Genomic DNA, 26151 nt, shown 5'->3' with positions numbered 1-26151 from the left:
AATGAAGGCAGCACCGGGGTTTAATCGAAAACAGGGTACAACCATGCGAATTCTACTTGCAGAAGATGATAGCGTACTCGCGGACGGGCTGACGCGCTCCCTGCGTCAATCCGGCTACGCGATCGATTGCGTGCGCAACGGCGCCGACGCCGACACCGCCCTCTCCACCCAGGAGTTCGACCTCCTCATCCTCGACCTCGGCCTGCCGCGCATGCCCGGCCTGGAAGTGCTGCGCCGCCTGCGCGCCCGCTCTTCCCTGCTGCCGGTGCTGATCCTCACCGCCGCCGACTCGGTCGAGCAGCGCGTCGAGGGCCTGGACCTGGGCGCCGACGACTACATGGCCAAGCCTTTCGCCCTGTCGGAACTGGAAGCGCGGGTGCGCGCCCTGACCCGGCGCGGCGCCGGCGGCGGCCCGGCCGTCATCCGCCACGGCCCGCTGGTCTATGACCAGGTCGGGCGCAGCGCCTACATCAACGAGCAGATGCTCGATCTCTCGGCGCGCGAACTGGGCCTGCTGGAAATCCTGCTGGCGCGCACCGGCCGCCTGGTCTCGAAGGAGCAGCTGGTCGACCACCTGTGCGAATGGGGAGAAGAGGTCTCGAACAACGCCATCGAAGTCTATGTGCACCGGCTGCGCAAGAAGATCGAGGTCGGCGGCGTGCGCATCGCCACGGTGCGCGGGCTCGGCTATTGCCTGGAAAAATATTCCGACGCCGCACGCTCGGGCGCCGGCGCCGGCGCCGAAGCCGCCAGCGAACACAAGTAAATAAACCCACGTGAACGACCGCGACGCCGGCCTCGTGCCGCCCGACAGCGCCTTGCCGGCAGGGTTGCACGAGCCGCTGTACACGCCGCCGAATCCCGAGCCCGAGGCGAGCATCCAGCATTCGCTGTTCGGCGAAATCCTCGACTGGATGCTGGCGCCCCTGCTGCTGCTGTGGCCGATGAGCATCGCCATTACTTACCTGGTGGCGAAATCGATCGCCAATCAACCCTTCGACCATGCGTTGGAAGACCGGGTCACGGTACTGGCCCAGCAGGTGCGCGAGGTGGACGGGGCGATTGCTACCCGCCTGCCCGGCAGCGCGCGCGACATCCTGCGCGCCGACGACGTCGACAGCGTCTACTTCCAGATACGCGATGCGGGCGGCGGCCACATCGATGGCGACCGCGAACTGCCGCGCCCGCGCGATGACGAAGGCGACAAGGACGGCGCGGTGCACTTCCGCAACGACGCCGTGCACGGCACGCCGGTGCGCGTGGCCTATTTGTATGTGAACCTCGACCCTTTCCACCAGGCCGACGCCGCCGCCAACGCCGACGAGCCCGCCGCACGCAAGGCCCTGGTGCAAGTCGGCGAAACCCTGGACAAGCGCGCCCTGCTCGCCAACGAAATCATCAAGGGCGTGATCCTGCCCCAGTTCATTATCCTGCCGGTGATCCTGGCCCTGGTGTGGTTTGCCCTGTCGCGCGGGCTGTCGCCGCTGGCCGAGCTGCAGGAGCGCATCCGCGCGCGCTCCTCGGACGATCTGTCGCCCATCGATTCCCGGCAAGTGCCGGAAGAAATTTCGCCGCTTGTCGGCTCGCTCAACGACATGCTGGGCCGCCTGGCCCAGACCATCGACATGCAGAAGCGTTTCATTGCCGATGCCGCCCACCAGATGAAGACGCCGCTGGCCGGCATGCGCATGCAGTCCGAACTGGCGCTGCGCCAGGTCGACCCCGATGAAATCCACCGCTCGCTGGAGCAATTGGCCAAGAGCTCGGAGTCGGCCACGCGCCTGGTGAACCAGCTGCTGGCCCTGGCGCGTGCGGAAAACCAGCCGCATGCCGGCCTCGCCTTCGAGGAAATCGAGCTCGGCGCGCTGGCCGTGAGCGTGGTGCAGGACTGGGTCCAGGCCTCGTTTTCCCACGACATCGACCTCGGCTACGAGCCGCACGACGAACCGGTGACCATTGCCGGCAACGCCATGATGCTGCGCGAACTGCTGTCGAACCTGATCGACAATGCCCTGCGCTATACGCCGGCCGGCGGCAGCGTCACGGTGCGCGTACGCCGCGATGGCGAGCACGCCTTGCTGGAAGTCGAGGACACCGGCCCCGGCATCGCCCCGGCCGAGCGCGCCCACGTGTTCGAGCGCTTCTACCGTATCCTGGACAACAGCGCCAGCGGCAGCGGCCTCGGGCTGGCCATCGTGCGCGAGATCGCCGGCCAGCACAATGCCGAGGTCGACATCTTCAACAACCCGCGCAGCCATTCGAAGAAATTTCCGGGCAGCCTGTTCCGGCTGACCTTCCCGCCACCCGCCAGCGACCCCATCGATGCCGCCTGAATCCGCGCCTTCCCAAGACTCCGACCTGCGTCGCCAGCGCTTGCAGCTGGCCGAGCGCGCCCTGCACTGGCGCCGCACCCGGCGCCTGACCGCCATCCTGATGGGACTGTGGCTGCTCACCGGCTTTTGCACCGTGTACTTTGCGCGCGAACTGGCGCGGATCACGATCTTCGGCTGGCCGCTCTCGTTCTACATGGCGGCGCAAGGCGCCTCGCTGGTCTGCCTGGCCATCATCGGCTTCTACGCCTGGCGCATGCGCCAGCTCGACGCCGCCTACACGCGCGCCATGGAGGAGTCCGCGTGACGGCCAACAAGCGCTATTTCCGGCGCCTGTCCGGCTACTACGCCTGGTTCTGCGTCTGCTTCGCCGGCTTCCTGCTGGCCCTGACGGTGCTGGAAAAAGAAGGCATGCCGCGCTTGTGGATCGGCCACCTGTTCATGTTCGCCACCATCGTGCTGTACGCCACCATCGGCGTGGTCAGCCGCACCTCGAACGTCACCGAATACTATGTGGCCGGGCGGCGCGTGCCAGCCCTGTTCAACGGCATGGCCACCGCCGCCGACTGGATCTCGGCGGCCAGCTTCATCAGCCTGGCGGGCGGCCTGTATCTGTATGGCTTCGATGCCCTGGCCTACATCATGGGCTGGACTGGCGGCTACTGCCTGGTAGCGCTGCTGATCGCGCCCTACCTGCGTAAATTCGGCCAATACACGATTCCCGACTACCTGGCGGCGCGCTACGGCGGCGGCGCGGGCGGACGCGGCGGGCCGGTGCGGGCGCTGGCGGTCGGGGCGACGATCATCGTCTCGTTCATCTACGTGGTGGCGCAGATCTACGCGGTCGGCCTGATCGCTTCGCGCTTTACCGGCGTCGATTTCTCGGTGGGGATTTTCCTGGGCCTGGCCAGCATCCTGGTCTGTTCCTTCCTGGGCGGCATGCGCGGCATCACCTGGACGCAGGTGGCGCAGTACATCATCATCCTGGTCGCCTTCCTGATTCCGACCATGTGGCTGTCGGCCAAGCATGCCGACAACCCGTTGCCGCAGGTGGCCTACGGTTCGGTGCTGCCGAAGCTGGCCCAGCGCGAGGAACAACTGGCGGCCGACCCGCGCGAGGAAGCGGTGCGCGCCCAGTTCCGGCGCCAGGCCGACGACTATGCCGCCCGCCTGGCTGCCTTGCCGGGCTCCTGGGAACAGGGCCGGCTGGAGGCCCAGCGCCGCCTCGACACCGCGCGCCTGCGCAATGCCTCGCTGGGCGACGTGCGCAATGCCGAGCGCGCCCTGGCGGCCTATCCGAAAACCGTCGACGACGCCGACACCCTGTGGCGTGCCCAGCGCGCCCGCCTGCTGGCGCGGGCCCAGCCGCCGCAGCCGCACGCCGCGCCCTTCCCCGGCGCCACCGAGGCGGAATCGAACGCGCGCCGCAACAATTTCCTGGCGCTGGTGTTCTGCCTGATGTTCGGCACCGCCGCCCTGCCCCACATCCTGATGCGCTCCTACACCACGCCCTCGGTGCACGCCGCGCGCGGCTCGGTGTTCTGGACCCTGTTCTTCATCCTGCTGATTTATTTGAGCATCCCGGCGCTGGCGGTGCTGGCGAAGTACGACATCTATACGAGCCTGGTCGGCAGCGACTTCCGCTCCTTGCCGACCTGGATTTCGTATTGGGCGAATGTCGACAAGGTCAACCCGCTGATCAGCATTACCGACATCAATGGCGACGGCCTGGTGCAGCTGGCGGAAATTGCCATCGACGGCGACGTGCTGGTGCTGGCCACGCCGGAAATCGGCGGCCTGCCCTACGTGATCTCGGGGCTGGTGGCGGCCGGCGGCCTGGCCGCGGCCCTGTCCACCGCCGACGGCCTGCTGCTGGCGATCTCCAACGCCCTGTCGCACGACGTGTATTACAAGATCGTCGATCCTGGCGCTTCCACGCAAAAGCGCGTGACCATCTCGAAGCTGCTGCTGCTGGCCGTTGCCTTCATCGCCGCCTATGCCGCCTCGCAAAAGCCGGCCGATATCCTGTCCCTGGTGGGCGCGGCGTTTTCACTGGCGGCCTCGACTTTGTTTGCGCCGCTGGTGCTCGGGGTGTTCTGGAAACGCGCGAACCATGCCGGGGCGATTGCCGGCATGATCGTCGGCTTCTTGACCTGCCTCTACTACATGCTGCGCACCAACCCGATACTGGGCGGTCGGATGGATGCGGCCTGGTTCGATATCGCGCCGATGTCGGCCGGGATCTTCGGCGTGCCGGCCGGGATCGCAGCGGTCGTCGTCGTCAGCCTGCTCACCGCACCGCCTGGCCGCGCCAGCAATGGGCTGGTCGACTACATCCGCGCGCCGGAGTGAAAGAAAAGTCACAAGGTTTTTTTCCGCAGTCCACTTGAGAGGAGTGTGTATGTCGTCAGGGAAAATTCTTGTTGCACAGGGAGGCGGGCCGACCGCCGTCATCAACCAGACCATGGTCGGGGTCGCGCTCGAAGCGCGCCGCTTCCAGAACGTCACCCGCGTCTACGGCGCCCTGCACGGCGTGCGCGGCATCGTCGACGAGGACTTCCTCGACCTGACCCAGGAAACCAGCCACAACCTGGAACTGGTGGCCGCCACGCCCTCTTCGGCGCTGGGCTCGACGCGCGACAAGCCCGACGCCGCCTACTGCGGGCGCATCTTCGACACCCTGCGCGCCCACGAGATCGAACATTTCTTCTACATCGGCGGCAACGACTCGGCCGACACGGTGCGCATCGTCAGCCAGGAAGCGCGCCAGGCCGGTTATCCGCTGCGCTGCATCCACATTCCGAAGACCATCGACAACGACCTGGCCGGCAACGACCACACGCCCGGCTTTCCCTCGGCGGCGCGCTTCGTGGCCCAGGCCTTTGCCGGCGCGAATCTCGACAATGCCGCCCTGCCCGGCGTCTACGTGGGCGTGGTGATGGGACGCCATGCCGGCTTCCTGACCGCTGCCTCGGCGCTGGGCAAGAAGTTCCCGGACGATGGCCCGCACCTGATCTACGTTCCCGAGCGCACCTTCGAACTCGAGCGCTTCCTGGCCGACGTGAAAGCCGCCTATCAACGCCACGGACGCTGCGTGATCGCCGTCTCGGAAGGCATCCACGACGCCTCGGGCGAAGCGGTCGCCGCCCTGCTGGCCAAGGAGATCGAGCGCGACGACCACGGCAACGTGCAACTGTCGGGCAGCGGCGCCCTGGCCGATCTGCTGTGCGACGAAATCAAGGCGAAGCTCGGCATCAAGCGCGTGCGCGGCGACACCTTCGGCTACCTGCAGCGCTCCTTCATCGGCTGCGTGTCGGACGTGGATGCACGCGAGGCGCGCGAAGTCGGCGAAAAGGCGGTGCAGTTCGCCATGTGGGGTGAGCGCGACGGCTCGGTGGCGATCCGCCGCACCGGCTTCTATTCGGTCGACTACGAACTGCTGCCGCTGGACGCGGTGGCCGGCAAGACCCGCACCATGGAAGACGAATTCATCAGCGACAGCGGCACCGACGTCACCGACGCCTTCCGGCTGTATTTGCGGCCGCTGCTGGGTTCGGGCATGCCGGACGCCTTCCGCCTGCGCGGGGCGCGCGTACCGAAGGTGCTGGGGCGTTAACTTGTCTAAATGAAAGTGATAATCCGATAGTTTTTGGCGGTGTCGGCGCTGCTATGCTGCCGGCCACTTCATCTTTCTTTGGATCATCATGGCCTTGTCGCCCCTCCGTTCTGTTCCCTTGCGCCTGGCGCTCGGGATCGCCCTGTCGTGCATGCTTGCCGCTGCGCCGGCCGGCGCGGCGCAGGCGTCTCCGCCGCCGGCAGCCGCTTTCTTCGGCAACGCCGAGTTCGGCGGCGCCACGCTCTCGCCGAGCGGCCGCTACCTGGCCGCGCGCACGGGTGCACCGGGCAAGCCCTTGCGCCTGATGGTGGTCGACCTGCAGGACAACAGCGTCAAGACGGTGGCCGCCTTTACCGACTCGGATATCCACAACTTCCAGTGGGTGAACGACGAGCGCCTGGTCTTCGACGTGACGGACCGCAACGTCGCCCCGGGCGACATGCACTTCGCGGCCGGCCTGTTCGCAGTCAACCGCGACGGCGAAGCCTTCCTCCAGCTGGCCGCGCGCCGCACGGGCCGCGGCGTGGTCAAGAGCAGCACCCTGGCGCAGAAGCGCATGCTGCCCTGGCACACCTTCATGCTGCCCCAGCCCGGCAGCCAGGATTCGCCATTCATCTACGTGGAGTCGACGGAGTTCGACCATGCGGGACGCGAGGTGAACAACAACCTGCTGCGCCTGGATACCCTGACCGGACTGTCGCAACTGGTCGAGCGACCCGGCAAGGTCAGCAAGTGGATGCTGGGCCAGGACGGCGAGCCGCGCCTGGCAACGGTGCTGAAGGACGACAAGCTGACCCTGTACTACCGCGCGCCGGGCAGCCAGGGCTGGCGCCAGCTCTACCAGGCGGTGGCGTTCCGGGGCGACAACGGCGCCTTTACGCCGCTCGGCTTCGGCCCGGATGGCCTGCTGTACGTGGAAGCCAACAACGGCCGCGACACCAGCGCGCTCTACACGGTCGACACCGCCAGCGGCAAGCTCAGCCCGGCCCCGGTCCTGACCGCGCCCGGCTACGATTTCGAGGGCCACCTGGTGGCGAACAAGGACAAGCTGCTGGGCGTGCGCCTGCTGACCGATGCGCGCGACAACGTCTGGTTCGATGCCGGCATGAAGGCGGTGCAGGAAAAGATCGACCAGCAACTCCCGAACACCATCAACCTGATCACGCCGGCGCGCAATCCGCAGGCGGCGCACATGCTGGTGGAATCGTATTCCGACGTGCAGCCGCCGGTGTTCTGGCTGGCCGATATCAAGACCGGCAAGCTGAACAAGGTCGGCGAATCGCACGCCGCGATCAAGCCGGCCGAGATGGGTGGCCAGCAATTCGTGCGCTACAAGGCGCGCGACGGCCGCGAGATTCCGGCCCTGCTGACGCTGCCGGCAGGCGCCAGCCCGAAGAACCTGCCGCTGGTGATGCTGGTGCATGGCGGCCCGTTTGTGCGCGGCACCGAAATGGGCTGGAAGGCGCAGGCCCAGTTCCTGGCTTCGCGCGGCTATGCGGTGCTCGAGCCCGAGTACCGCGGCAGCACCGGTTTCGGCAACGCCCACTTCCGCGCCGGCTGGAAACAATGGGGCCTGGGCATGCAGGACGACATCGCCGACGGCGCGCGCTGGGCCGCCAGGCAGGGCTATGCCGACCCCGATCGCATCTGCATTGCCGGCGGCAGCTATGGCGGCTACGCCGCGCTGATGGGCGTGGTCAAGGATCCCGGCCTGTACCGCTGCGCGGTCGACTGGATGGGTGTCACCGACATCAACCTGCTGCACGACGGCCACTGGAGCGCGGTATCGGACGCGTCCGACGCCTATCTGCAATACGGCCTGCCGGTGCTGGTGGGGGACCAGGTCCGCGACGCGGCCCAGTTGCAAGCCACTTCGCCGATCCAGCAGGCGGCGCGCATCAAGGCGCCGCTGCTGCTGGCCTACGGCGGCGTCGACCGCCGCGTGCCGCTCTACCACGGCACCCTGTTCCGCGACGCCGTCAAGAAGCACAACAACGCGGTCGAATGGGTGGAATACCCGGACGAAGGGCACGGCCTGGCGCTGGAAGCGGACCGCATCGATTTCTGGACGCGGGTGGAGAAATTCCTGGACCAGAACATCGGCGCGGGCCGCAAGCCCGCACAACCTTAAAGGAAAACACATGCTTTCACGCAACCTGATGTGGCGGCTCGGCGGCGCCCTTGCGCTGGTCCTGTGCGCCGCGCCATGGCACGCCACCGCGGCAACCACGGCGCCGGCCGGCGCCCTGCCGCCGATCGAGGCCTTCTTCGCCAACCCGGTGCTGGCCGGCGCCAAGCTGTCGCCGAGCGCACGCTACCTGGCCGCGGTGTCCGGTGCGGCGGGGCGGCGCGACGCCCTGGTCGTGATCGACCTGAAGGAAAAGTCGGCCAAGCTGGTGGCCGGCTATGGCAACGTCGACATCCTCGACTTCGAGTGGGTCAACGACGGCCGCCTGGTCTTCAACGTGACCGACCGCCAGGTCGCACCGGGAGGCCAGTACCTGGCGGCCGGGCTGTACGCTGTCGACAAGGACGGCGGCCAGCTACGCCAGCTGGCCGCGCGCCGCGGCGATGCACAGGACACGACCAGTTCGCGCATCGGCCGAAGGATCCTGCCCTGGCACACCTACATGATGAATGAACGCGGCGCCCAGGATTCGGCATTCATCTACGTCGAGAGCTACGACTTCGACGACGAGTCGGGCGAACTCAAGACCGTCAACCTGCTGAAACTCAACACGCTGACCGGCGCCGTGCAGACCGTGCAGCGCCCGGCCAGGGTCAAGGGCTGGATGCTCGACCACAAGGGCGAACCGCGCCTGGCCACCGCGAGCGAGGCCGGCGTCACCACCATCTGGTACCGCGATCCCGCCAATGGCCAATGGCGCTTGCTGAGCACCTTCGACACCTACAAAGGCGGCAAGGAAGCCTTCGACCCGCTCGGCTTCGGCAGCGACGGCACGCTGTACGTGACGGCCCACGGCGACGCCGACACCACCAGCGTGTACACCGTCGATCCGGCCACGGGCAAACGCAGCGTGGAACCGGTGGTGGTCACGCCCGGCTACGATTTCGCGGGTGACCTGATCAGCAGCGGCGACAAGCTGCTCGGCATCCGGGTGCGCACCGATGCCGCCGGTACCGTCTGGCTCGATCCGGCCATGGCGGCGGCCCAGAAGCAGCTCGACGGCGCCCTGCCCGGCACCATCAACCTGATGAGCTTCCCGTCGGGCAACCACGCCGAATGGGCGCTGGTGCAGTCGTATTCGGACGTCAAGCCGCCCTTCTACACCCTGTACAACATCAAGACCGGCGCGCTCGACCCGGTGGGCAAGGCCTATCCCGGCATCGACCCGGCGGGCATGGGCCGCCAGGACCCGGTGCGCTACACCGCGCGCGACGGCATGGAGATTCCGGCCCTGTTGACCCTGCCCGCGAACGGCGCGAAGAACGCGCCGCTGGTGGTGCTGGTGCATGGCGGCCCTTATGTGCACGGCAACAATTGGGGCTGGGACCCGGACACCCAGTTCCTCGCGTCGCGCGGCTACGCGGTGCTGGAACCGGACTTCCGCGGCAGCACAGGCTACGGCGACAAGCACTTCCGCGCCGGCTGGAAGCAATGGGGCCTGAAGATGCAGGACGACATCGCCGACGGTGCACGCTGGGCCATCGCCCAGGGCATCGCCGACCCGAAGCGCATCTGCATCGCCGGCGCCAGCTACGGCGGCTATGCCACCCTGATGGGCCTGGTGAACGATCCCGACCTGTACAAGTGCGGCGTCAGCTGGGTGGGTGTCACCGACATCAACCTGCTCTACGACGGCCACTGGAGCTTTACCTCGGACATGACGGAACAGTGGAAGCAGTACGGCATGCCCGACATGGTGGGCGATCAGGTGAAGGATGCGGCGCAACTGAAGGCCACCTCGCCGATCCAGCAGGCGGCGCGCATCAAGGCGCCGCTGCTGCTGGCCTACGGCGGCGTCGACCGCCGCGTGCCGATGTACCACGGCCGCAAGTTCATGGATGCGATCAAGCCGACCAACAGCCAGGTCGAGTGGGTCGCCTACCAGGACGAGGGGCACGGCTGGCGCTTGCCGGCGAACCGGGTCGATTTCTGGAGCCGGGTCGAGAAGTTCCTGGACAAGAACATCGGCAGCGTTGTGAAATAATCGATCAGTTTGATACCGTAGGGTGGGCGCCCCGTGCCCACGCGTGAAGCATGCATGGTGATAGCCAAAGCACGCTAACCATGCGCAACGTTCACGCGTGGGCACGGAGCGCCCACCCTACCTTTTCATGCGCTAACAAAAAAGGCGCCCGCAGGCGCCTTTTTGCTGAGCTGACGAACCGCTTACACAACAACCGTCTGCGCCTGGCCTTCTTCGCGCGCACGGATTTCGCCGATGCGGTACACGGTTTCGCCGGCCGCCTGCAGCTGGGCCATGGCCGCATCCGCATTTTCCTTGGCCACGATCACGGTCATCCCGATACCGCAGTTGAACACGCGGTGCATCTCGGCATCCGCCACGCCGCCATGCTGCTGCAGCCACTGGAACAGCGGCGGCATGGTCCACGACTTGGCATCGAGCACCGCGGTCAGGTTGTCCGCCAGCACGCGCGGGATGTTCTCGACCAGGCCGCCGCCGGTGATGTGCACCAGGCCCTTCACTTCCATCGCCGCCATCAGCGCCAGCAGCGGTTTCACGTAGAGGCGGGTCGGCGCCATCAGCACGTCGGCCAGCTTGCGCCCGTGGAAGTCGGCTTCCAGGTCCGGCTGGGCCACCTGGATGATCTTGCGCACCAGCGAGTAGCCGTTCGAGTGGATGCCCGACGAAGCCAGGCCCAGCACCACGTCGCCCGGGACGATCTTGCTGCCGTCGATGATCTGCGATTTTTCCACCGCGCCGACGGCGAAGCCGGCCAGGTCGTATTCGCCGTCCGGGTACATGCCCGGCATCTCGGCCGTCTCGCCGCCCAGCAGGGCGCAACCCGATTCTTCGCAGCCCCTGGCGATGCCCGAGACCACGGCGGTGGCGGTGGCCACGTCGAGTTTGCCGCAAGCGAAGTAGTCGAGGAAGAACAGCGGCTCGGCGCCCTGCACCAGGATGTCGTTGACGCTCATGGCGACCAGGTCGATGCCGACCGTGTCGTGGCGGTTCAGTTCGAAGGCGAGCTTGAGCTTGGTGCCGACGCCGTCGGTGCCCGAGACCAGGACCGGTTCCTTGAACTTCTTGCTGATCTCGAACAGACCGCCGAAGCCGCCGATGCCGCCGAGCACGCCTTCGCGCATGGTGCGCTTGGCCAGGGGTTTGATCGCTTCGACCAGGGCATCGCCGGCGTCGATATCGACACCGGCATCGCGGTAAGACAGAGAAACATTAGATGGTTGGCTCATGGTATTTAGCAGCGGAGGCGGTAAAATAGAAGGCGTAGACCTGTTTCTGGTCAATTCGCTATTCTAGCAAAACGGGCTGGCCCCAACCGCTAAACCGCCGCTAAACCGAGATAACAACAAAAACATGCCATTCTTTTCGCCAACTGGAGAACAACTTGCCGAGCTTGTGGCGGCGCTCCGGGGGCAATGTCGGTGCGATGTTTCGGTGGGGACGAGTGCCTATGCCGGCCGCCCCCGCCCTACACTTCCAGCGATGCGTGCGCATAAATATTCCAGCATGAGGCCGACACCATGAAACAGCTGGTGCTCGATCTCGGCGCCGAACATCCGGCGCAGAGCCTCGATACCTTCCAGGTCGGGGCGAATGCGGAACTGACGCACCTGATGCACCAGTTCGCGCAGCGCGCGTCGCGCGAGCATTTCGCCTACCTGTGGGGCGACACCGGCGCCGGCAAGACCCATTTGCTGCAGGGCCTGGCCGCCACGCCGGCCTCGCGCTACATCGCCGCCGACGCGCCGAGCGAAGAATTTGTCTTTACGCCCGAGATCACGCTCTACCTGCTGGACGACTGCAACCTGCTGTCGCCGCAAGCCCAGATCGACGCCTTTGCCCTGTTCAACCAGATCCGCGAGCACGGCGCCTACATGGTTTCCACCGGCCCGGTGCCCCCGGCCGTGCTGCCGGTGCGCGAAGACCTGCGCACGCGCATGGGCTGGGGCCTGATCTACCTGATCCACGGCCTGTCCGACGACGAGAAGATCGCGGCCTTGACCCAGGCTGCCGAGGCGCGCGGTTTGACGCTGTCGGCCAGCGTGTTACCCTATTTGCTGTCCCATTTCAAGCGCGACATGCGCTCCCTGGCGACGATGCTGGACGCCCTCGACCAGTATTCGCTCGAAACCCAGCGCCCCGTCACGCTGCCGCTGCTGCGCGACCTGCTGCTCCAGGGAACCCCGCAGTCGGAATCCAAAGAATGAAAAACCTTGCGTTGTTTGACCTCGACCACACCCTGCTGCCGATCGACTCGGATTACGAGTGGGGCCAGTTCCTGGTGCGGATCGGGGCCGTCGACGCGGCCGAATACAAACGCCGCAACGACGATTTCTTCGCCCAGTACCAGGCCGGCGTGCTCGACCCCGTGGAATACCTGGAATTCGCCCTCGGCACCCTGGCGCGCTATCCGCGCCCGGAACTCGACGCCATGCATGCGCAGTACATGCGCGAAGTGATCGAACCGGCGATCCGCCCGCAGGCGCGCGCGCTGGTGCAGCGCCACCTCGACGCCGGCGACCTGGTGGCCATCATCACCGCCACCAACCACTACATCACGGCGCCCATCGCGCAGGCCTTCGGCGTCGAACACCACATCGCCGCGATGCCGGAGCTGGACGCACAGGGCAAGCTGACCGGGAAACTGGCCGGCACCCCGACTTCGGGTCCGGGCAAGATCACGCACATGCACGCCTGGCTGGAACGCCTGGGCCGTCCGTTCGCCTCCTTCGAGCGCAGCTGGTTCTACAGCGACTCGCACAACGACATTCCACTACTATCGGTGGTGTCGGACCCGATTGCGACCAACCCGAGCAGCGCACTCGCCCAACACGCACACGCCAACGGCTGGCCTCACCTTCATCTTTTCAATGATTAAAAAATTCATCCGTAAAATCCTTGGCGTGAAAGACGGGCGCAACCCTACCGAACCGGTGACCCTCGGCGTCGACCAGCACGGCATCGACCTCAAATTGCTGTCGCCGAACGCGATCCGCCTCACGCAAACCCTGCAGGAAGCCGGCTTCAAGGCCTTTGTCGTCGGCGGTGCCGTGCGCGACCTGCTGCTGGGCGTGAAGCCGAAAGACTTCGACATCGCCACCGACGCCACGCCCGAGCAGGTGAAAAAGCTGTTCCGGCGCGCCTTCATCATCGGCCGCCGCTTCCAGATCGTGCACGTGATGTTCGGCCAGGAGCTGCTGGAAGTGACCACCTTCCGCGGCGCCGGCAGCGCCAACGCGCCGAAGGACGAGCACGGCCGCGTCCTGCGCGACAACAACTTCGGCCCGCAGCACGAGGATGCCGCGCGCCGCGACTTCACCATCAACGCCATGTACTACGATCCGGCCACGCAGACCGTGCTGGACTACCACGGCGGCATCGAGGACATCCGGGATAAAACCCTGCGCATCATCGGCGTGCCCGAGGCGCGCTACCGCGAAGACCCGGTGCGCATGCTGCGCGTGGTGCGCTTCGCCGCCAAGCTCGGCTTCACCATCGAGCCGACCACGCGCGCGCCGATCCCCGTGATGGCGCCGCTGATCGACAACGTGCCGGCCGCGCGCGTGTTCGACGAAATGCTGAAGCTCCTGCTGTCGGGCCACGCGCTGGCCTGCCTGAAGGAGCTGCGTTCGGCCGGCCTGCACCACGGTTTGCTGCCCCTGCTCGACGTGGTGCTGGAACAGCCGATCGGCATGAAGTTCGTGACCCTGGCGCTGGAATCGACCGATGGCCGCGTGAAAGCCGGCAAGGGCGTGTCGCCGGGCTTCCTGTTTGCCTCGCTGCTGTGGCACCAGGTGCTGGAAAAATGGACCGCCTACCGCGCCGCCGGCGAAGCGCCTATTCCCGCGCTGCACCTGGCCGCCGACGCCGTGCTGGAAACGCAAACCGAAAACCTGGCCCTGCAGCGCCGCATCGCCACCGACATGCGCGACATCTGGGCCATGCAGCCGCGCTTCGAGCGCCGCCAGGGCAAGGCGCCGTACAAATTGCTGGAGAACCCGCGCTTCCGCGCCGGCTACGACTTCCTGCTGCTGCGCTGCGCCTCGGGCGAACTCGATGCCGAGATCGGCGAATGGTGGACCGCCTTCTACGAAGCCGAATCGGGCGAACGCGAACGCCTGGTCACGCAAGCGAATGCCCGCCCGGCGGCCGGCGAGAAGAAAAAGCGCGCACCGCGCCGTGGTCCGCGCCACCGCAACACCGAAGGCGGCGCGACCGCGACCGCTGCCGCAGCTGGATCGGGCGGCGCCGAGGAATGATCGCCTACGTCGGCATCGGCGCCAACCTGGGCGACGCGCGCGCCAATGTGCGCGACGCCCTGGCGCGCCTAAATGCGTATCCCGGCTGCCGTTTGCATGCCGCCTCCGGCAGCTGGCGCACGGCGCCGGTCGATTCCTCGGGCGACGACTACATCAATGCCGTGGCCGCCGTCGACACCGGGCTCGATGCGCACGCCTTGCTGGCGGCGCTGATGCACATCGAACAGGCCCACGGCCGCGAACGTCCCTACCGCAATGCCCCGCGCACGCTCGACCTCGACTTGCTGATGTATGGCGACGCCATCATCGATACGCCAACGCTGGTCGTGCCGCACCCGCGCATGCACGAGCGCGCCTTCGTGCTGGCGCCGCTGCTGGAGATTGCGCCGGACATCGTCATTCCCGGCCGCGGCCGCGCCGCCGACTGTCTGCCCGGCGTGGCGGACCAGGCCATTATCAAACTGGACTAGCCCATGCAAATTCCCGTTTTCTTCCAGACCGCGGGCCTGCTGGTCCTGTCGAACATCTTCATGACCTTTGCCTGGTACGGGCACCTGAAGAGCCTGAACAACCGCGCCTGGTACATCGCGGCGCTGATCAGCTGGGGCATCGCCCTGTTCGAGTACCTGCTGCAGGTGCCGGCGAACCGCATCGGCGCGACGCAATACAGCCTGGCCCAGCTGAAGATCATGCAGGAAGCGATCACGCTCACCGTGTTCGTGCCGTTTGCCATGTTCTACATGAACCAGCCGTTCAAGCTCGACTACGTATGGGCGGCGCTGTGCCTGGTCGGTGCGGTGTATTTCATTTTCCGCAGCTGAAAAATCGCAGCTTCGGCAAGATTTCAAGGACGGCATTACACTACGCCGTCGATTATTTCGTATTTCAAAGGATGACCATGAGCGCTTATTTGCAAGGCAAGGACATGACCGGCGGCGACACCCCGCCTCCATCCAAGCCGGCGCGCAAACCCGTCACGATTCCCGCCCTGCACGCCATGCGCGCGGCGGGCACCAAAATCTCCATGCTGACCTGCTACGACGCCAGCTTCGCTTCGCTGATGGACCGCTGCGGCGTCGACATCCTCTTGATCGGCGATTCGCTGGGCATGGTCTGCGCCGGCCACTCGTCGACGCTGCCGGTGACCCTGGCCGACATGGTCTACCACACGGCCTCTGTCGTGCGCGGCAACAAGAACGCGCTGATCGTGTCCGACCTGCCGTTCGCCAGCTATGCCACCAAGGAAATCGCCTTCGAAAGCGCGGCGGCACTGATGCGCGCCGGCGCCCAGATGGTGAAGATCGAGGGCGGCGCCTGGCTGGCCGAGACGGTTGCCTTCCTCGCCGAACGCGGCATCCCGGTCTGCGCCCACATCGGCCTGACCCCGCAGTTCGTGCACCAGCTGGGCGGCTTCAAGGTGCAAGGTAAAACGAGCGAAGGCGCCGAGCGCCTGAAGAACGATGCCCTGGCCCTGCAGGCGGCCGGCGCGGCCATCGTGCTGCTGGAAGCGGTGCCGTCGGCGCTGGGCAAGGAAGTCACGGAGTCGCTGCAGGTGCCGACCATCGGCATCGGCGCCGGCCCGGATACCTCGGGCCAGGTGCTGGTGATGCACGACATGCTCGGCGTCTTCCCCGGCCACAAGGCGCGCTTCGTGAAGAACTTCATGGACGGCCAGACCAGCATCGACGGCGCCGTGCAAGCCTATGTGGCGGCGGTGCAGGACGGCAGCTTCCCGGCGCCGGAGCACTGCTTCTAAGCAGGAGGAGCGATGGACAGCGTTTCGAGCACTCGCCTGTTCCTCGCTCTCTGGCCGGACCCAGCGGTCCGGCATGCGCTGCGCGAGCGGCGCGACCTCTGGGACTGGCCGCGCGGCGCCAGTCCTGTTCATCCGGATAAACTCCATGTGACGCTGCACTTCCTCGGCAGCGTGCCGAGCGAACGCGTGCCCGATCTGCGGCGCGGGTTCGCGGTCCCCTTCACACCCTTCGCATTGCACTTTGGCGCGCCCAAGCTCTGGCATAACGGCATCGCCGTGCTCGAACCTTCGAACGAACCGCCGGAACTGCTGGAACTGCACACGCAACTGACGAATGCCCTCGTTGCGCTCGGCCTGCAGCCGGAAGCGCGCAAGTACCGCCCGCACGTGACCTTTGCGCGGCGGGCCAGCGAGGTCGAGGTGCCGGCCGATTCGCCAGCGCTGGTGTGGAAAGTCGACAGCTATGCGCTGGTGGAATCGCAGCCGGACAATGGCGGCGTGTACCGGGTGCTGGAAACGTATTCTTGAAGCAGCAGATAAAGCAGCGCTTTTCGGATTCGCACATTGAGCTCTTCTGAAACGGCTGCTATCGGGCCAAGAGTGGACGTTCGCAGTAATGACGATCGCTATACAGCGCGGCTAGACTGCCAAGCGCTACCCTTGAATCGTTGAACAAGGAGTAGGTTCTATGGAAACAGAGGCCGAGCAAGCTCACTTTGGGTCATGGAGTATCTTCTCCTTCGTTAGCTCAGCAATTATTCTCATCGCTTTCATCGTTGCGATCTTCAGCATGTATCGTATCCATGCGCCTATTGAAGCGTCGATGGTTCGAGTCGCTAACGAGACCGGTCTCCCGCTTCAAAACGTCCGCATCAATAGCGTCTTCTTCGGCGATGTGCCGGTCGACGGAGTGAGTAGTTATCAGGCTTTAACGCCCGCGTACCGATACGCTGCCCTGCATGTAGACGTGGCAGGAAAAAAGTTCGATCTGGTTCCGGAAGACTATGTTGGCGAGACGCCACTAGGCCGAGGAAAATTCACTTACAGAGTCCGGCGCCAGTACGACGACACAACGATGTACTTCGACCTACAAGATGCCACCAGGGATACAACTGAATAGACCCCGGCTTAGCTAAACTGGTTTGGCCCTGACCGTCCATTGGCCAACGTTATCTAGCTGAATGAAAGCTAGGTTTCACATGGTTAAATCACTACGTAGTTTCCGCAATTGGTACGCTGGAACACATTACTAGCACATCCATTTTGGAATGCCAATTGACTTTATTGTCATTTTGCACTACAATTGGCAACAATTAACAACAATTGTCGTCAATACGACTTCTGCTGCACCGTGTTTTCCGCCATGCGTGGGAAACCATTCCCGGGCCTTGCGCCCACACCTGTAATCGTTTGACGCAGTTTTCTCGTCAACACTTCCGGCGTCGCACGTTGCGCAGCGCCTTGCGTGCTTAAAAGTCCTGAACCCCAGCCTCTTTTAACACGCGTACGACACCCTTGAACGGCATCTGCTCCGGCAATGCGTGTCTCGCCCCTTTCCGTCGTTTGCGCGCTCGTGCGCCTGTGCGCCTTGCATCGCCGACGGCTCGGGTCCATTCATTCCTTTGGCGCCAATGGCTGCGCGATGTCGCCCATTCGCCAAATCGAAGGAGAACCACAACGTGGCAAAACAAATCATCATCGACCATGTCTTCAAGGTCTACGGCGACGAACCCGAAGCGGCGCTGGAACTGGTCCGCCAGGGCGCCGGCAAGCAGGACATCCTCGCCAGCACCGGCTGCACCATCGGCGTGTTCGACGCCAGCTTCACCATCGAAGCCGGCGAGATCTTCGTCATCATGGGCCTGTCCGGTTCCGGCAAGTCGACCATGGTGCGCATGCTCAACCGCCTGGTCGAGCCGACCGCCGGCCGCATCCTGGTCGACGGCAACGACATCAACACCCTGCCCGACGCGCAACTGCGCGCCCTGCGCCGCAAGGACATCAGCATGGTGTTCCAGTCGTTCGCGCTGCTGCCGCACGTGACCGTGCTCGACAACACCGCCTTCGGCATGGAACTGGCCGGCATCCCGAAGGCCGAGCGCCATGCGCTGGCACGCCAGGCGCTGGAGCAAGTCGGCCTGGCCGCCTATGCCGCCAGCTATCCCGATGAACTGTCGGGCGGCATGCAGCAGCGCGTGGGCCTGGCGCGTGCGCTGGCGTCGGACCCGTCGATCCTGCTGATGGACGAGGCATTCTCCGCGCTCGACCCGATCATGCGCACGGAAATGCAATCCGAGCTGCTGCGCCTGCAGCAGATCAAGCGCCGCACCATCGTCTTTATTTCGCACGACCTCGACGAAGCGATGCGCATCGGCGACCGCGTCGCCATCATGAAGGACGGACACGTGGTGCAAGTCGGCACGCCGGAGGAAATCCTGCGCAAGCCCGCCAACGACTACGTGCGCAACTTCGTGCGCGGCGTCGATGCGGCGGCTGTCTTCAAGGCGAGCGATATCGCCCGCAAGAGCCAGATCGTGGTGTCGGAGTCGCCTTCGCGCGGTTCGCGTGCGGCGCTGTCGATGCTGGAGGAAGAAGACCGGGCCTACGCCTATGTCGTGAATCCCCAGCGCAAATTCCTCGGCCTGGTGTCGGCCGATTCCCTGCGCAGCGCGCTCGACGGCCATACCGGTCCGCTGGGCCTGGCGCATGCCTTCCTGCCGGAGGTGCAGACCATCAACGCGGACGAGCCGGTTGCCGGCCTGTTCGGCCAGGTGGCGCAGTTGCCGTACGCGGTGCCGGTGGTGGCCGACGATGGCAGTTTCCGTGGCGCCATCAGCAAGACCACCTTGCTGAAGTTCCTCGACCGCGATACGCCGGCCGTTCCCGAGACCCCTATTCAGAAAGGACAAGCATGAATTCGAGTACCGTCAGCGCTGCGCAAGCGGCAACAGAAGCGGCAGCGGCGCCCGCCATCGCACCGGTCACCGCGCCGGTCGCCGAACAGGCGGCCCAGGTCAACCCATGGCTGCCCACGCCGCCATCCGACACCTCGTGGCTCGACGCGGTACCGCCATCGGCCACGGCCGAGCACGCATCCGGTGTCGACATCACGCACATCCTCGACGGCTCGCTGCCGCTGCAAGCCTGGATCAACGAAGGCCTGGGCTGGGTAGTCGCGCATTTCCGCCCCTTCTTCCAGGCCGTGCGCGCGCCGATCGACGCGACCCTGGCCGGTTCCAGCCACCTGCTGCTGGCCGCGCCGTCGCTGGTGGTAATCGCCATCATCGGCCTGCTGGCCTGGCAGTTCACCAGCCGCACGCTGGCGGTCGGCACCGTGCTGTCGCTGCTGCTGGTATCGATGCTGGGCGTCTGGCCGGAAGCGATGATCACCCTGTCGCTGGTGCTGACCTCGCTCGCCTTCTGCCTGGCGATCGGCTTGCCGCTGGGGATCTTCCTGGCCAGCAGCGACCGCGCGCAATCCATCCTGCGCCCCGTGCTCGACGCCATGCAGACCACGCCCGCCTTCGTCTACCTGGTGCCGGTGGTGATGCTGTTCGGTATCGGCAATGCGCCGGGCGTGATCGTCACCATTATCTTCGCCCTGCCGCCGCTGGTGCGCCTGACCAACCTCGGCATCCGGCAAGTCCGTCCCGACCTGATCGAAGCGGCCCGTGCCTACGGCGCCTCGCCCTGGCAATTGCTGACCCGCGTGCAGTTCCCGCTGGCGATGCCGTCGATCATGGCCGGCATCAACCAGTCGCTGATGCTGTCGCTGTCGATGGTGGTGATCGCCTCGATGATCGCGGTCGGCGGCCTGGGCCAGATGGTACTCCGTGGTATTGGCCGCCTGGACATGGGCCTGGCCACTGTGGGCGGCCTCGGCATCGTGCTGCTGGCCATCACGCTCGACCGCCTGACCCAATCGATGGGCCAACCGCGCCGCGGCGTGCGCCACTGGTACCAGACCGGCCCGCTGGGCTTCGTCCTGCGCCTGGTGCGCGGCAGTGCGACGCGCGGCGATGCGGCCGCGCCGGCTGCGCCCGCCACCGCTCAATAATAGGAAAGGATCATATGCATCAAACTGAACATTTCAACGTTACCTATAAAGCCCAGCGCCGCTTCCAATGGTTCTCGGCCCTGGCGCTGGCCGCCCTGACCCTGAGCACCGGCCTGGCCATGGCGCAGACGCCGGATGCCGCCCTGCCCGGCAAGGGCATCCAGGTGCAGGCGCTGCAAAGCTCGGTTGCCGAGGAAACCTTCCAGACCATGCTGGTCAACAGCGCCCTGGAAAAGCTGGGCTACGAGCCGCAGCCGATCAAGGAAGTCGCCTACCCGACCGCGCACATCGCGATTGCGAATGGCGATGCGACCTTCCTCGCCGTCCACTGGGACCCGCTGCACCAGGACTATTACGAGAATGCCGGCGGCGCGGCCAAGCTGCTACGCGTCGGTTCCTATGCCGGCCCGGCCGCGCAGGGCTACCTGATCGACAAGGCGACCGCCGAGAAGTACAACATCACGAACATCGAGCAACTGCGCGACCCGGGCCTGGCCAAATTGTTCGACCATGACGGCGACGGCAAGGCCGACCTCACCGGTTGCGATCCGGGCTGGGGCTGCGAAGCGATGATCGAGCACCACATGGACGGCTACAAGTTGCGCGCAACGGTCAAGCACGTGCAGGGCAGCTATTCCGCCCTGATCGCCGACACGATCGGGCGTTACCAGCGAGGCGAACCGATCCTGTACTACACCTGGACGCCCTACTGGGTGAGCGGCGTGCTGGTGCCGGGCAAGGATGTGGTGTGGCTGCAGGTGCCGTTCTCGTCCAATCCGCGCAAGGACAATACCCGCCTGGCCGATGGCAGCGATTACGGCTTCTCGGTGAACACCACGCGCATCGTGGTGAACCGCGCCTGGGCCGAAAAGAATCCGGCGGCGCTCAAGCTGTTCGAAGTCATGCGCCTGCCGATTGCCGATATCAATGCGCAGAACGAACGCATGCGCACGGGCGAAAATTCGCAGGCCGATATTGCACGCCATACGGCGGGCTGGATCAAGTTCCACCAGCAATTGTTCGATAGCTGGATCGCACAGGCGCTGGCGGCGGCCAAGCCCTGATTCTCTCCGAGCACCTGATGTTCAGACCAGCAGCATCAGGTGCTCGCGCTCCCAGGAACTGATCACGCGGCTGAAGGTCGCGAATTCCAGTTCCTTCACTTCGCAGAATGCCTGCACGAACAGCTCCCCCAGCATGTTCGACAGCGCCTCGCAGCCGCGCAGGCGCAGGATCGCGTCTTCCAGGTTGCGCGGCAGATCGTCGTGCACCTGCTCGGCGCTGTCCGCCATCGGCTCGGATGGCATGAATCCCTCCACCATGCCCAGGTAGCCGCAGCTGAGCGTGGCGGCCATCGCCAGGTAGGGATTCACGTCCACGCCCGGCACGCGGTTTTCCACGCGGCGGTTCTCGGGCGAGGAATTCGGCACGCGGATGCCGCAGGTGCGGTTGTCGTGCCCCCAGCGCACGTTGGTCGGCGCCGACTGGAAGCGCGACAGGCGTCGGTAGGAATTCACGTGCGGCGCGAACAGCAGTAGTGCCGGCGGCACGTACTTTTCCAGCCCGCCGATGAAGTGGAAGAACAGCGCGCTCGGCCCGCCATCCTCCTCCGTAAAAATATTCCGCCCGGTCGCCATGTCGACCACGCTCTGGTGCACGTGCATGGCGCTGCCCGGCTCGGTTTCCATGGGTTTGGCCATGAAGGTGGCAAAGATGCCGTGGCGCAGCGCCGTTTCGCGCACGGCGCGCTTGAACAGGAACACGCGGTCGGCCAGCTCCAGCGCGTCGCCATGGGTGAAATTGATTTCCATCTGGCCCGCACCGGCTTCGTGGATCAGGGTTTCCACGCCCAAGGCATGGGTCTTGCAAAAGCTCGACAGTTCCAGGAAGAAGGGATCGAAGTCGTTGACGGCGTCGATCGAGTAGGACTGGCGGCCGAGTTCCGTCATGCCGCTGCGGCCCATCGGCGGCATCAGCGGCACGTGCGGATCGGTATTCCGGGCCACCAGGTAAAACTCCATCTCGGGCGCCACCACCGGCTTCCAGCCGCGCGCGGCATAGCGGTCCAGCACACGCCGCAGTACCGCACGCGGGGCCAGCTCGACCGGGGTGCCGTCGAAGTTGCAGCAGTCGTGGATGACCAGCGCCACCGGTTCCGAGGCCCAGGGCACCACGCGCAAGGTGGCTTCGTCAGGCACGCAGACCATGTCGGGGTCGGCCGCGCCGACGTAGGGCAGATTGTTCGGCTGCTCGCCGTTCACGGTATTCAGGAGCACGCTTTTCGGCAGGCGCATGTGCTCGCCCTTCAGGAACAAATCCTTGGGCAGGATCTTGCCGCGCGCAATGCCCGTCATGTCCGCGATCACGCATTCCACGTCGAGTATCCCGTGTTCCTGCAAGAACGCGTGCATCGCTTCGCTCATCGCCACTCCCATGCTGCCGGCAAGGGGGCCAATATAGCACTGGCCCCATCGAGGCCGCGCGCCCCTTCATCGACCGCAGCGGTTTCCGACACGGCGGCAGCTTGTTGTTCTCATGCCAGCATTCTTCCGGATATGAAAGAAAACTCCACGAAAATCCGGGCCGGGTTGATCCTTCAGCCAACTTCTGCCGCTATAATCGCCGATTTTCCGCCCGAACATTTCTTGCCCTTGCCAAGGGATCTACCCTATGAACTTCACCCTGATTACCTGTGTCGTCATCTACCTGCTGGGCACCTTGGCGCTGGGCGTGTGGGCGGGCTCGCGTATCAAGAATACCAGCGACTTTGCCGTCGCCGGCCGCAGCCTGCCTTTGATTATGGTCATCACGACGACGTTTGCTACCTGGTTCGGCGCCGAGACCGTGATGGGCGTGCCGGCCAAGTTCGTGCAGGGTGGCCTGAACGCCATCATCGAAGACCCCTTCGGCGCCGGCAGCTGCCTGATCCTGGTTGGCCTGTTCTTCGCGACCAAGCTGTATAAACTGAATCTGCTGACCATCGGCGACTACTACCGCCAGCGCTATGGCAAGGGCATCGAGATCTTTTGCTCGGTCGCCATCATCCTGAGCTACCTCGGCTGGGTCGCGGCACAGATCACGGCGCTCGGCCTGGTGTTCTCGGTGCTCACCGGCGGTGCCATGGCGCCTGCGGTGGGCATGGTGATCGGCACCCTGGCCGTGCTGATCTACGTGGTGGTGGGCGGCTTCCTGGCCGTGGCGCTGACCGACTTCATCCAGATGATCGTGCTGGTGGTCGGCATGTCGATCATCGCCTTCTTCGCGGCGGATCTCGCCGGCGGCGCCGACAAGGTGATGGACATGGCCCAGCAAGCCCAACTGTGGCGCCTGCTGCCGGAACCGAACTTCAAGGACATCATCTTCTTCATCGGCGCGGCGATTACCATGATGTTCGGCAGCATTCCGCAGCAGGACGTGTTCCAGCGCGTGATGTCGGCCAAGGATGCCCCGACCGCGCGCGCCGGCGCCGTGATCGGCGGCGCCAGCTACATCGTGTTCGGCTTCGTGCCGATGTTCATCGTCGTCGCCGCAGTCGTGGTGATGGGCAGTAACGCCATGGAAATCGCCCGCAACGATTACCAGCAGTTGCTGCCGACCTTCGTGATGACCAAGATGCCGCTGGTGATGCAGATCCTGTTCTTCGGCGCCCTGCTGTCGGCGATCAAGAGCACTTCGTCGGCCACGCTGCTGGCGCCGTCGACCAGCTTCACCGAGAACATCCTGAAAAATATCCGCCCGGGCATGAGCGACCGCCAGCAATTGTTCGCGATGCGCGTGACCATCGTCATCTTCGCCGCGCTCGTGCTGGCGTATGCGATTGCGATGGAAGGCACCTCGATCTACGAGCTGGTGTCGTCGGCCTACCAGGTGACGCTGGTAGCGGCCTTCATTCCGCTGGTGATGGGGCTGTACTGGAAGCGGGCGACGACCCAGGGGGCGATTGTCTCGATCGGCGCCGGGCTGTTCGTGTGGATTCTGTTCTTCCCGCAGATCTCGACGCTGGGCGAAGAATTCCCGGGGCAGCTGGCAGGCTTGCTGGCGGCGTTTGCCGGCATGATCGTCGGTTCGCTGGCGCCGCAGGTGCTGAAGAACCGGACGGAGCCGGCGAAGACCATCGCGGCTTGAACACGTAGAGCGTGTGAATAAATCGTCAGGGCAAGGGATACGGCCTACCGGCGCCGAGTCGAAGACAGTACGAGCGTACGGCGAGACGAGGCAACGCAGCCATGGCGATTTATTCACACGCTCGTAAGGTGGGCACTCCGTGCCCACGCGGATGCGTGATCGGTGTTGGCGCCGGTGGCGTCGATCATGTCGCGTTACGCCGGCGCCTCCCGGGGCGTCTCGCTAGCGCCGCTGGTCAATGTCCGCGTTTCGGAGCGAGTCATCACGGCTACGAACTACGGACGAGCACGTAACTGCGTGGGCACGGAGTGCCCACCGTACGTTGCGCACATGGCGCCATCAATACCGCCAACAGATATCACGCCAGGCTAGATCCACCCGCGCCCGTACACATCCGCCAGCGTCAAATCCAGGCAATCCCAGATCCGCTCCGCCATCTCGTCGATCTCGGCCTTCGTCATCACCAGCGGCGGCGCCACGATCATCCGGTCGCCCACGGCACGCATGATCACCCCGTTGTCGAACATGTGCCCACGGCACAGCATTCCCCCCCCCAGCTCGCGCGGGAAATGTTCGCAATCGTGCGGCCCGGTTCCCTTGCGCCGCACCAGGTTCAGCCCCGCCACCATGCCGCAACTCTCGGCATGCCCCACCAAGGGATGCGTGGCCAGCTCGGCAAATGCCGCCTTCAAATGCGGCCCGGTTTCCTGCGCCACCTTTTCCACCAGCTTATCCTCGCGCAGGATGCGCAGGTTTTCCAGCGCCGCGGCGCACGCCACCGGGTGGCCGGAATAGGTGAAGCCGTGGTTGAAGTCGCCGCCCTGCTCGATCAGCGCCTGCGCCACGCGCTTGCCGACCAGCACACCGCCCAGCGGCACATAGCCCGAGGTGATGCCCTTGGCAAAGCTGATCAAGTCCGGCCGCATGCCCATCAGCTCCGAACCGAACATCGTGCCCAGGCGCCCGAAGCCGCAAATCACCTCGTCGGCGATCAATAAAATGCCGTACTTGTCGCAGATGCACTGCACTTCCGGCCAGTAGGTTTCCGGCGGAATGATGACACCACCCGCGCCCTGCACCGGTTCGCCGATGAAGGCGGCCACCCGCTCCGGCCCGCTGGCCAGGATCTGCTCCTCCAGCCAGCTGGCGGCGCGCAGTCCGAAGGCGTTCTCGCTCATGCCCTGGCCGCTTTCGGCATAGTTGGGCTGGCCGATGTGCACGATGTCGGGAATCGGCAACCCGCCCTGCGCATGCATGCCGGCCATGCCGCCCAGCGACGCCCCGGCCATCGTGCTGCCGTGGTAGGCGTTGTGGCGGCTGATGATGACGCTGCGCCCGGGCTGGCCCATCACGTCCCAGTAGCGCCGCACCATGCGCACCACCGTGTCGTTGGCTTCCGAACCCGAGCCGGTAAAGAAGACGTGGCTGAACTGCGGCGGCGCCAGACTCACCAGTTCGGTGGCCAGCTGCACCGCGGGCACGTTGGTCGTATTGAAGAAGCTGTTATAGAAAGGCAGGGTTTCCATCTGCCGGTACACGGCCTGGGAAATGGAGGTGCGGCCATAGCCCACGTTCACGCACCAGAGTCCCGACATGCCGTCGATCAGTTGCTTGCCTTCGGAATCCCACAGGTAGACACCCTGCCCGCGCACGATCACGCGCGCGCCCCGACTTCGCAGCGCCGCATGGTCGGTGAACGGGTGCAGGAAATGCGCCGCATCGCGTTGCTGGATGGCGCGCGTGTCGAAGGTTTCCGCGTCCGGCAGGCGCGCGGAGGTCAAGCTGGCGGCAAGCACCGCCGTGTCGTCGGTTGCCATGATGGCACCTCTTTTGGTTTAA

The 26151-nt window shown here is 65.3% G+C and carries 22 protein-coding genes; 19 read left to right on the top strand and 3 right to left on the bottom strand.

Annotated features, from left to right (window positions below):
* Positions 1-43: 43 nt before the first annotated feature.
* From QPK31_RS05615 to QPK31_RS05585, 7 genes are all read left to right on the top strand, one after another.
* On the top strand, positions 44-766 hold the full coding sequence (locus tag QPK31_RS05615; RefSeq protein WP_290421962.1) for a response regulator transcription factor: 723 nt from the start codon (positions 44-46) through the stop codon (positions 764-766).
* 10 nt (positions 767-776) lie between these two features.
* A complete protein-coding gene (locus QPK31_RS05610; protein ID WP_374045781.1) occupies positions 777-2333 on the top strand; it encodes a sensor histidine kinase N-terminal domain-containing protein in 1557 nt (518 codons plus the stop codon).
* Positions 2323-2637, top strand: a complete 315-nt coding sequence (locus QPK31_RS05605; protein ID WP_290421961.1) for a DUF4212 domain-containing protein — start codon at positions 2323-2325, stop codon at positions 2635-2637. The genes QPK31_RS05610 and QPK31_RS05605 overlap by 11 nt, the downstream gene beginning before the upstream one ends.
* Positions 2634-4682, top strand: coding sequence for a VC_2705 family sodium/solute symporter (locus QPK31_RS05600; RefSeq protein ID WP_290421960.1), 2049 nt, complete (start codon positions 2634-2636; stop codon positions 4680-4682). The genes QPK31_RS05605 and QPK31_RS05600 overlap by 4 nt, the downstream gene beginning before the upstream one ends.
* A 49-nt stretch (positions 4683-4731) precedes the next feature.
* The gene (locus tag QPK31_RS05595) at positions 4732-5946 is read left to right on the top strand and encodes a 6-phosphofructokinase (RefSeq protein WP_290421959.1); all 1215 of its coding nucleotides are present in this window, start codon (positions 4732-4734) and stop codon (positions 5944-5946) included.
* 94 nt (positions 5947-6040) lie between these two features.
* The gene (locus QPK31_RS05590) at positions 6041-8077 is read left to right on the top strand and encodes a S9 family peptidase (RefSeq protein ID WP_290421958.1); all 2037 of its coding nucleotides are present in this window, start codon (positions 6041-6043) and stop codon (positions 8075-8077) included.
* Between the two features lie 10 nt (positions 8078-8087).
* Positions 8088-10118, top strand: coding sequence for an alpha/beta fold hydrolase (locus QPK31_RS05585; RefSeq protein WP_290421957.1), 2031 nt, complete (start codon positions 8088-8090; stop codon positions 10116-10118).
* Between the two features lie 182 nt (positions 10119-10300).
* Here QPK31_RS05585 and purM read toward each other — a convergent pair whose 3' ends face one another.
* Positions 10301-11344, bottom strand: coding sequence for a phosphoribosylformylglycinamidine cyclo-ligase (purM, locus tag QPK31_RS05580; protein WP_290421956.1), 1044 nt, complete (start codon positions 11342-11344; stop codon positions 10301-10303).
* Between the two features lie 291 nt (positions 11345-11635).
* Between purM and hda the strand changes: the two genes are divergently transcribed.
* From hda to proX, 11 genes are all read left to right on the top strand, one after another.
* Positions 11636-12322, top strand: a complete 687-nt coding sequence (hda, locus tag QPK31_RS05575) for a DnaA regulatory inactivator Hda (RefSeq protein WP_290421955.1) — start codon at positions 11636-11638, stop codon at positions 12320-12322.
* On the top strand, positions 12319-12993 hold the full coding sequence (locus QPK31_RS05570; RefSeq protein ID WP_290421954.1) for an HAD family phosphatase: 675 nt from the start codon (positions 12319-12321) through the stop codon (positions 12991-12993). The genes hda and QPK31_RS05570 overlap by 4 nt, the downstream gene beginning before the upstream one ends.
* Entirely contained in the window at positions 12986-14374 is a 1389-nt protein-coding gene (gene pcnB, locus QPK31_RS05565; protein ID WP_290421953.1) for a polynucleotide adenylyltransferase PcnB, read from the top strand. The genes QPK31_RS05570 and pcnB overlap by 8 nt, the downstream gene beginning before the upstream one ends.
* Positions 14371-14844, top strand: coding sequence for a 2-amino-4-hydroxy-6-hydroxymethyldihydropteridine diphosphokinase (folK, locus tag QPK31_RS05560; protein WP_290421952.1), 474 nt, complete (start codon positions 14371-14373; stop codon positions 14842-14844). The genes pcnB and folK overlap by 4 nt, the downstream gene beginning before the upstream one ends.
* A 3-nt stretch (positions 14845-14847) precedes the next feature.
* Positions 14848-15195 carry a DMT family protein gene (locus QPK31_RS05555; RefSeq protein ID WP_136220979.1) on the top strand — a complete coding sequence of 116 codons (348 nt, stop codon included), beginning with the start codon at positions 14848-14850 and terminating at the stop codon, positions 15193-15195.
* Between the two features lie 77 nt (positions 15196-15272).
* A complete protein-coding gene (gene panB, locus QPK31_RS05550) occupies positions 15273-16130 on the top strand; it encodes a 3-methyl-2-oxobutanoate hydroxymethyltransferase (RefSeq protein WP_374045780.1) in 858 nt (285 codons plus the stop codon).
* A gap of 12 nt (positions 16131-16142) precedes the next feature.
* Complete coding sequence (thpR, locus tag QPK31_RS05545; protein WP_290421951.1) at positions 16143-16658, top strand: RNA 2',3'-cyclic phosphodiesterase; 516 nt, start codon at positions 16143-16145, stop codon at positions 16656-16658.
* A gap of 160 nt (positions 16659-16818) precedes the next feature.
* Positions 16819-17250 carry a hypothetical protein gene (locus QPK31_RS05540; protein WP_290421950.1) on the top strand — a complete coding sequence of 144 codons (432 nt, stop codon included), beginning with the start codon at positions 16819-16821 and terminating at the stop codon, positions 17248-17250.
* A gap of 559 nt (positions 17251-17809) precedes the next feature.
* Positions 17810-19045, top strand: a complete 1236-nt coding sequence (gene proV / locus QPK31_RS05535) for a glycine betaine/L-proline ABC transporter ATP-binding protein ProV (protein ID WP_290421949.1) — start codon at positions 17810-17812, stop codon at positions 19043-19045.
* Complete coding sequence (gene proW / locus QPK31_RS05530) at positions 19042-20187, top strand: glycine betaine/L-proline ABC transporter permease ProW (protein ID WP_290421948.1); 1146 nt, start codon at positions 19042-19044, stop codon at positions 20185-20187. The genes proV and proW overlap by 4 nt, the downstream gene beginning before the upstream one ends.
* Before the next feature lie 14 nt (positions 20188-20201).
* Complete coding sequence (proX, locus tag QPK31_RS05525; protein WP_290421947.1) at positions 20202-21251, top strand: glycine betaine/L-proline ABC transporter substrate-binding protein ProX; 1050 nt, start codon at positions 20202-20204, stop codon at positions 21249-21251.
* Positions 21252-21272: 21 nt separating this feature from the next.
* Here proX and QPK31_RS05520 read toward each other — a convergent pair whose 3' ends face one another.
* Positions 21273-22610: a glutamine synthetase family protein gene (locus tag QPK31_RS05520; protein ID WP_290421946.1), complete on the bottom strand. Its 1338-nt coding sequence runs from the start codon at positions 22608-22610 to the stop codon at positions 21273-21275.
* Positions 22611-22857: 247 nt separating this feature from the next.
* Here QPK31_RS05520 and QPK31_RS05515 point away from each other — a divergent pair, with 247 nt between their 5' ends.
* Positions 22858-24312, top strand: coding sequence for a sodium:solute symporter family protein (locus QPK31_RS05515; protein WP_290421945.1), 1455 nt, complete (start codon positions 22858-22860; stop codon positions 24310-24312).
* 368 nt (positions 24313-24680) lie between these two features.
* Here the strand turns inward: QPK31_RS05515 and QPK31_RS05510 are convergent, their stop codons facing one another.
* Positions 24681-26129, bottom strand: coding sequence for an aspartate aminotransferase family protein (locus QPK31_RS05510; RefSeq protein WP_290421944.1), 1449 nt, complete (start codon positions 26127-26129; stop codon positions 24681-24683).
* Positions 26130-26151: the final 22 nt, after the last annotated feature.

The sequence above is a fragment of the Massilia sp. YIM B02769 genome (assembly GCF_030411995.1).
Lineage (GTDB): Bacteria > Pseudomonadota > Gammaproteobacteria > Burkholderiales > Burkholderiaceae_D > Telluria.
Note: the sequence above shows the minus strand (reverse complement) of the source record. Positions and strands in the feature narration are given on the sequence as shown.

Coding starts and splice junctions, on each gene's coding strand:
- QPK31_RS05615 (WP_290421962.1), top strand. CDS start 44: ATGCGAATTCTACTTGCAGAAGATGATAGCGTACTCGCGGACGGGCTG.
- QPK31_RS05605 (WP_290421961.1), top strand. CDS start 2,323: ATGCCGCCTGAATCCGCGCCTTCCCAAGACTCCGACCTGCGTCGCCAG.
- QPK31_RS05595 (WP_290421959.1), top strand. CDS start 4,732: ATGTCGTCAGGGAAAATTCTTGTTGCACAGGGAGGCGGGCCGACCGCC.
- QPK31_RS05585 (WP_290421957.1), top strand. CDS start 8,088: ATGCTTTCACGCAACCTGATGTGGCGGCTCGGCGGCGCCCTTGCGCTG.
- purM (WP_290421956.1), bottom strand. CDS start 11,344: ATGAGCCAACCATCTAATGTTTCTCTGTCTTACCGCGATGCCGGTGTC.
- hda (WP_290421955.1), top strand. CDS start 11,636: ATGAAACAGCTGGTGCTCGATCTCGGCGCCGAACATCCGGCGCAGAGC.
- QPK31_RS05570 (WP_290421954.1), top strand. CDS start 12,319: ATGAAAAACCTTGCGTTGTTTGACCTCGACCACACCCTGCTGCCGATC.
- pcnB (WP_290421953.1), top strand. CDS start 12,986: ATGATTAAAAAATTCATCCGTAAAATCCTTGGCGTGAAAGACGGGCGC.
- folK (WP_290421952.1), top strand. CDS start 14,371: ATGATCGCCTACGTCGGCATCGGCGCCAACCTGGGCGACGCGCGCGCC.
- QPK31_RS05555 (WP_136220979.1), top strand. CDS start 14,848: ATGCAAATTCCCGTTTTCTTCCAGACCGCGGGCCTGCTGGTCCTGTCG.
- panB (WP_374045780.1), top strand. CDS start 15,273: ATGAGCGCTTATTTGCAAGGCAAGGACATGACCGGCGGCGACACCCCG.
- thpR (WP_290421951.1), top strand. CDS start 16,143: ATGGACAGCGTTTCGAGCACTCGCCTGTTCCTCGCTCTCTGGCCGGAC.
- QPK31_RS05540 (WP_290421950.1), top strand. CDS start 16,819: ATGGAAACAGAGGCCGAGCAAGCTCACTTTGGGTCATGGAGTATCTTC.
- proW (WP_290421948.1), top strand. CDS start 19,042: ATGAATTCGAGTACCGTCAGCGCTGCGCAAGCGGCAACAGAAGCGGCA.
- proX (WP_290421947.1), top strand. CDS start 20,202: ATGCATCAAACTGAACATTTCAACGTTACCTATAAAGCCCAGCGCCGC.
- QPK31_RS05520 (WP_290421946.1), bottom strand. CDS start 22,610: ATGAGCGAAGCGATGCACGCGTTCTTGCAGGAACACGGGATACTCGAC.
- QPK31_RS05515 (WP_290421945.1), top strand. CDS start 22,858: ATGAACTTCACCCTGATTACCTGTGTCGTCATCTACCTGCTGGGCACC.
- QPK31_RS05510 (WP_290421944.1), bottom strand. CDS start 26,129: ATGGCAACCGACGACACGGCGGTGCTTGCCGCCAGCTTGACCTCCGCG.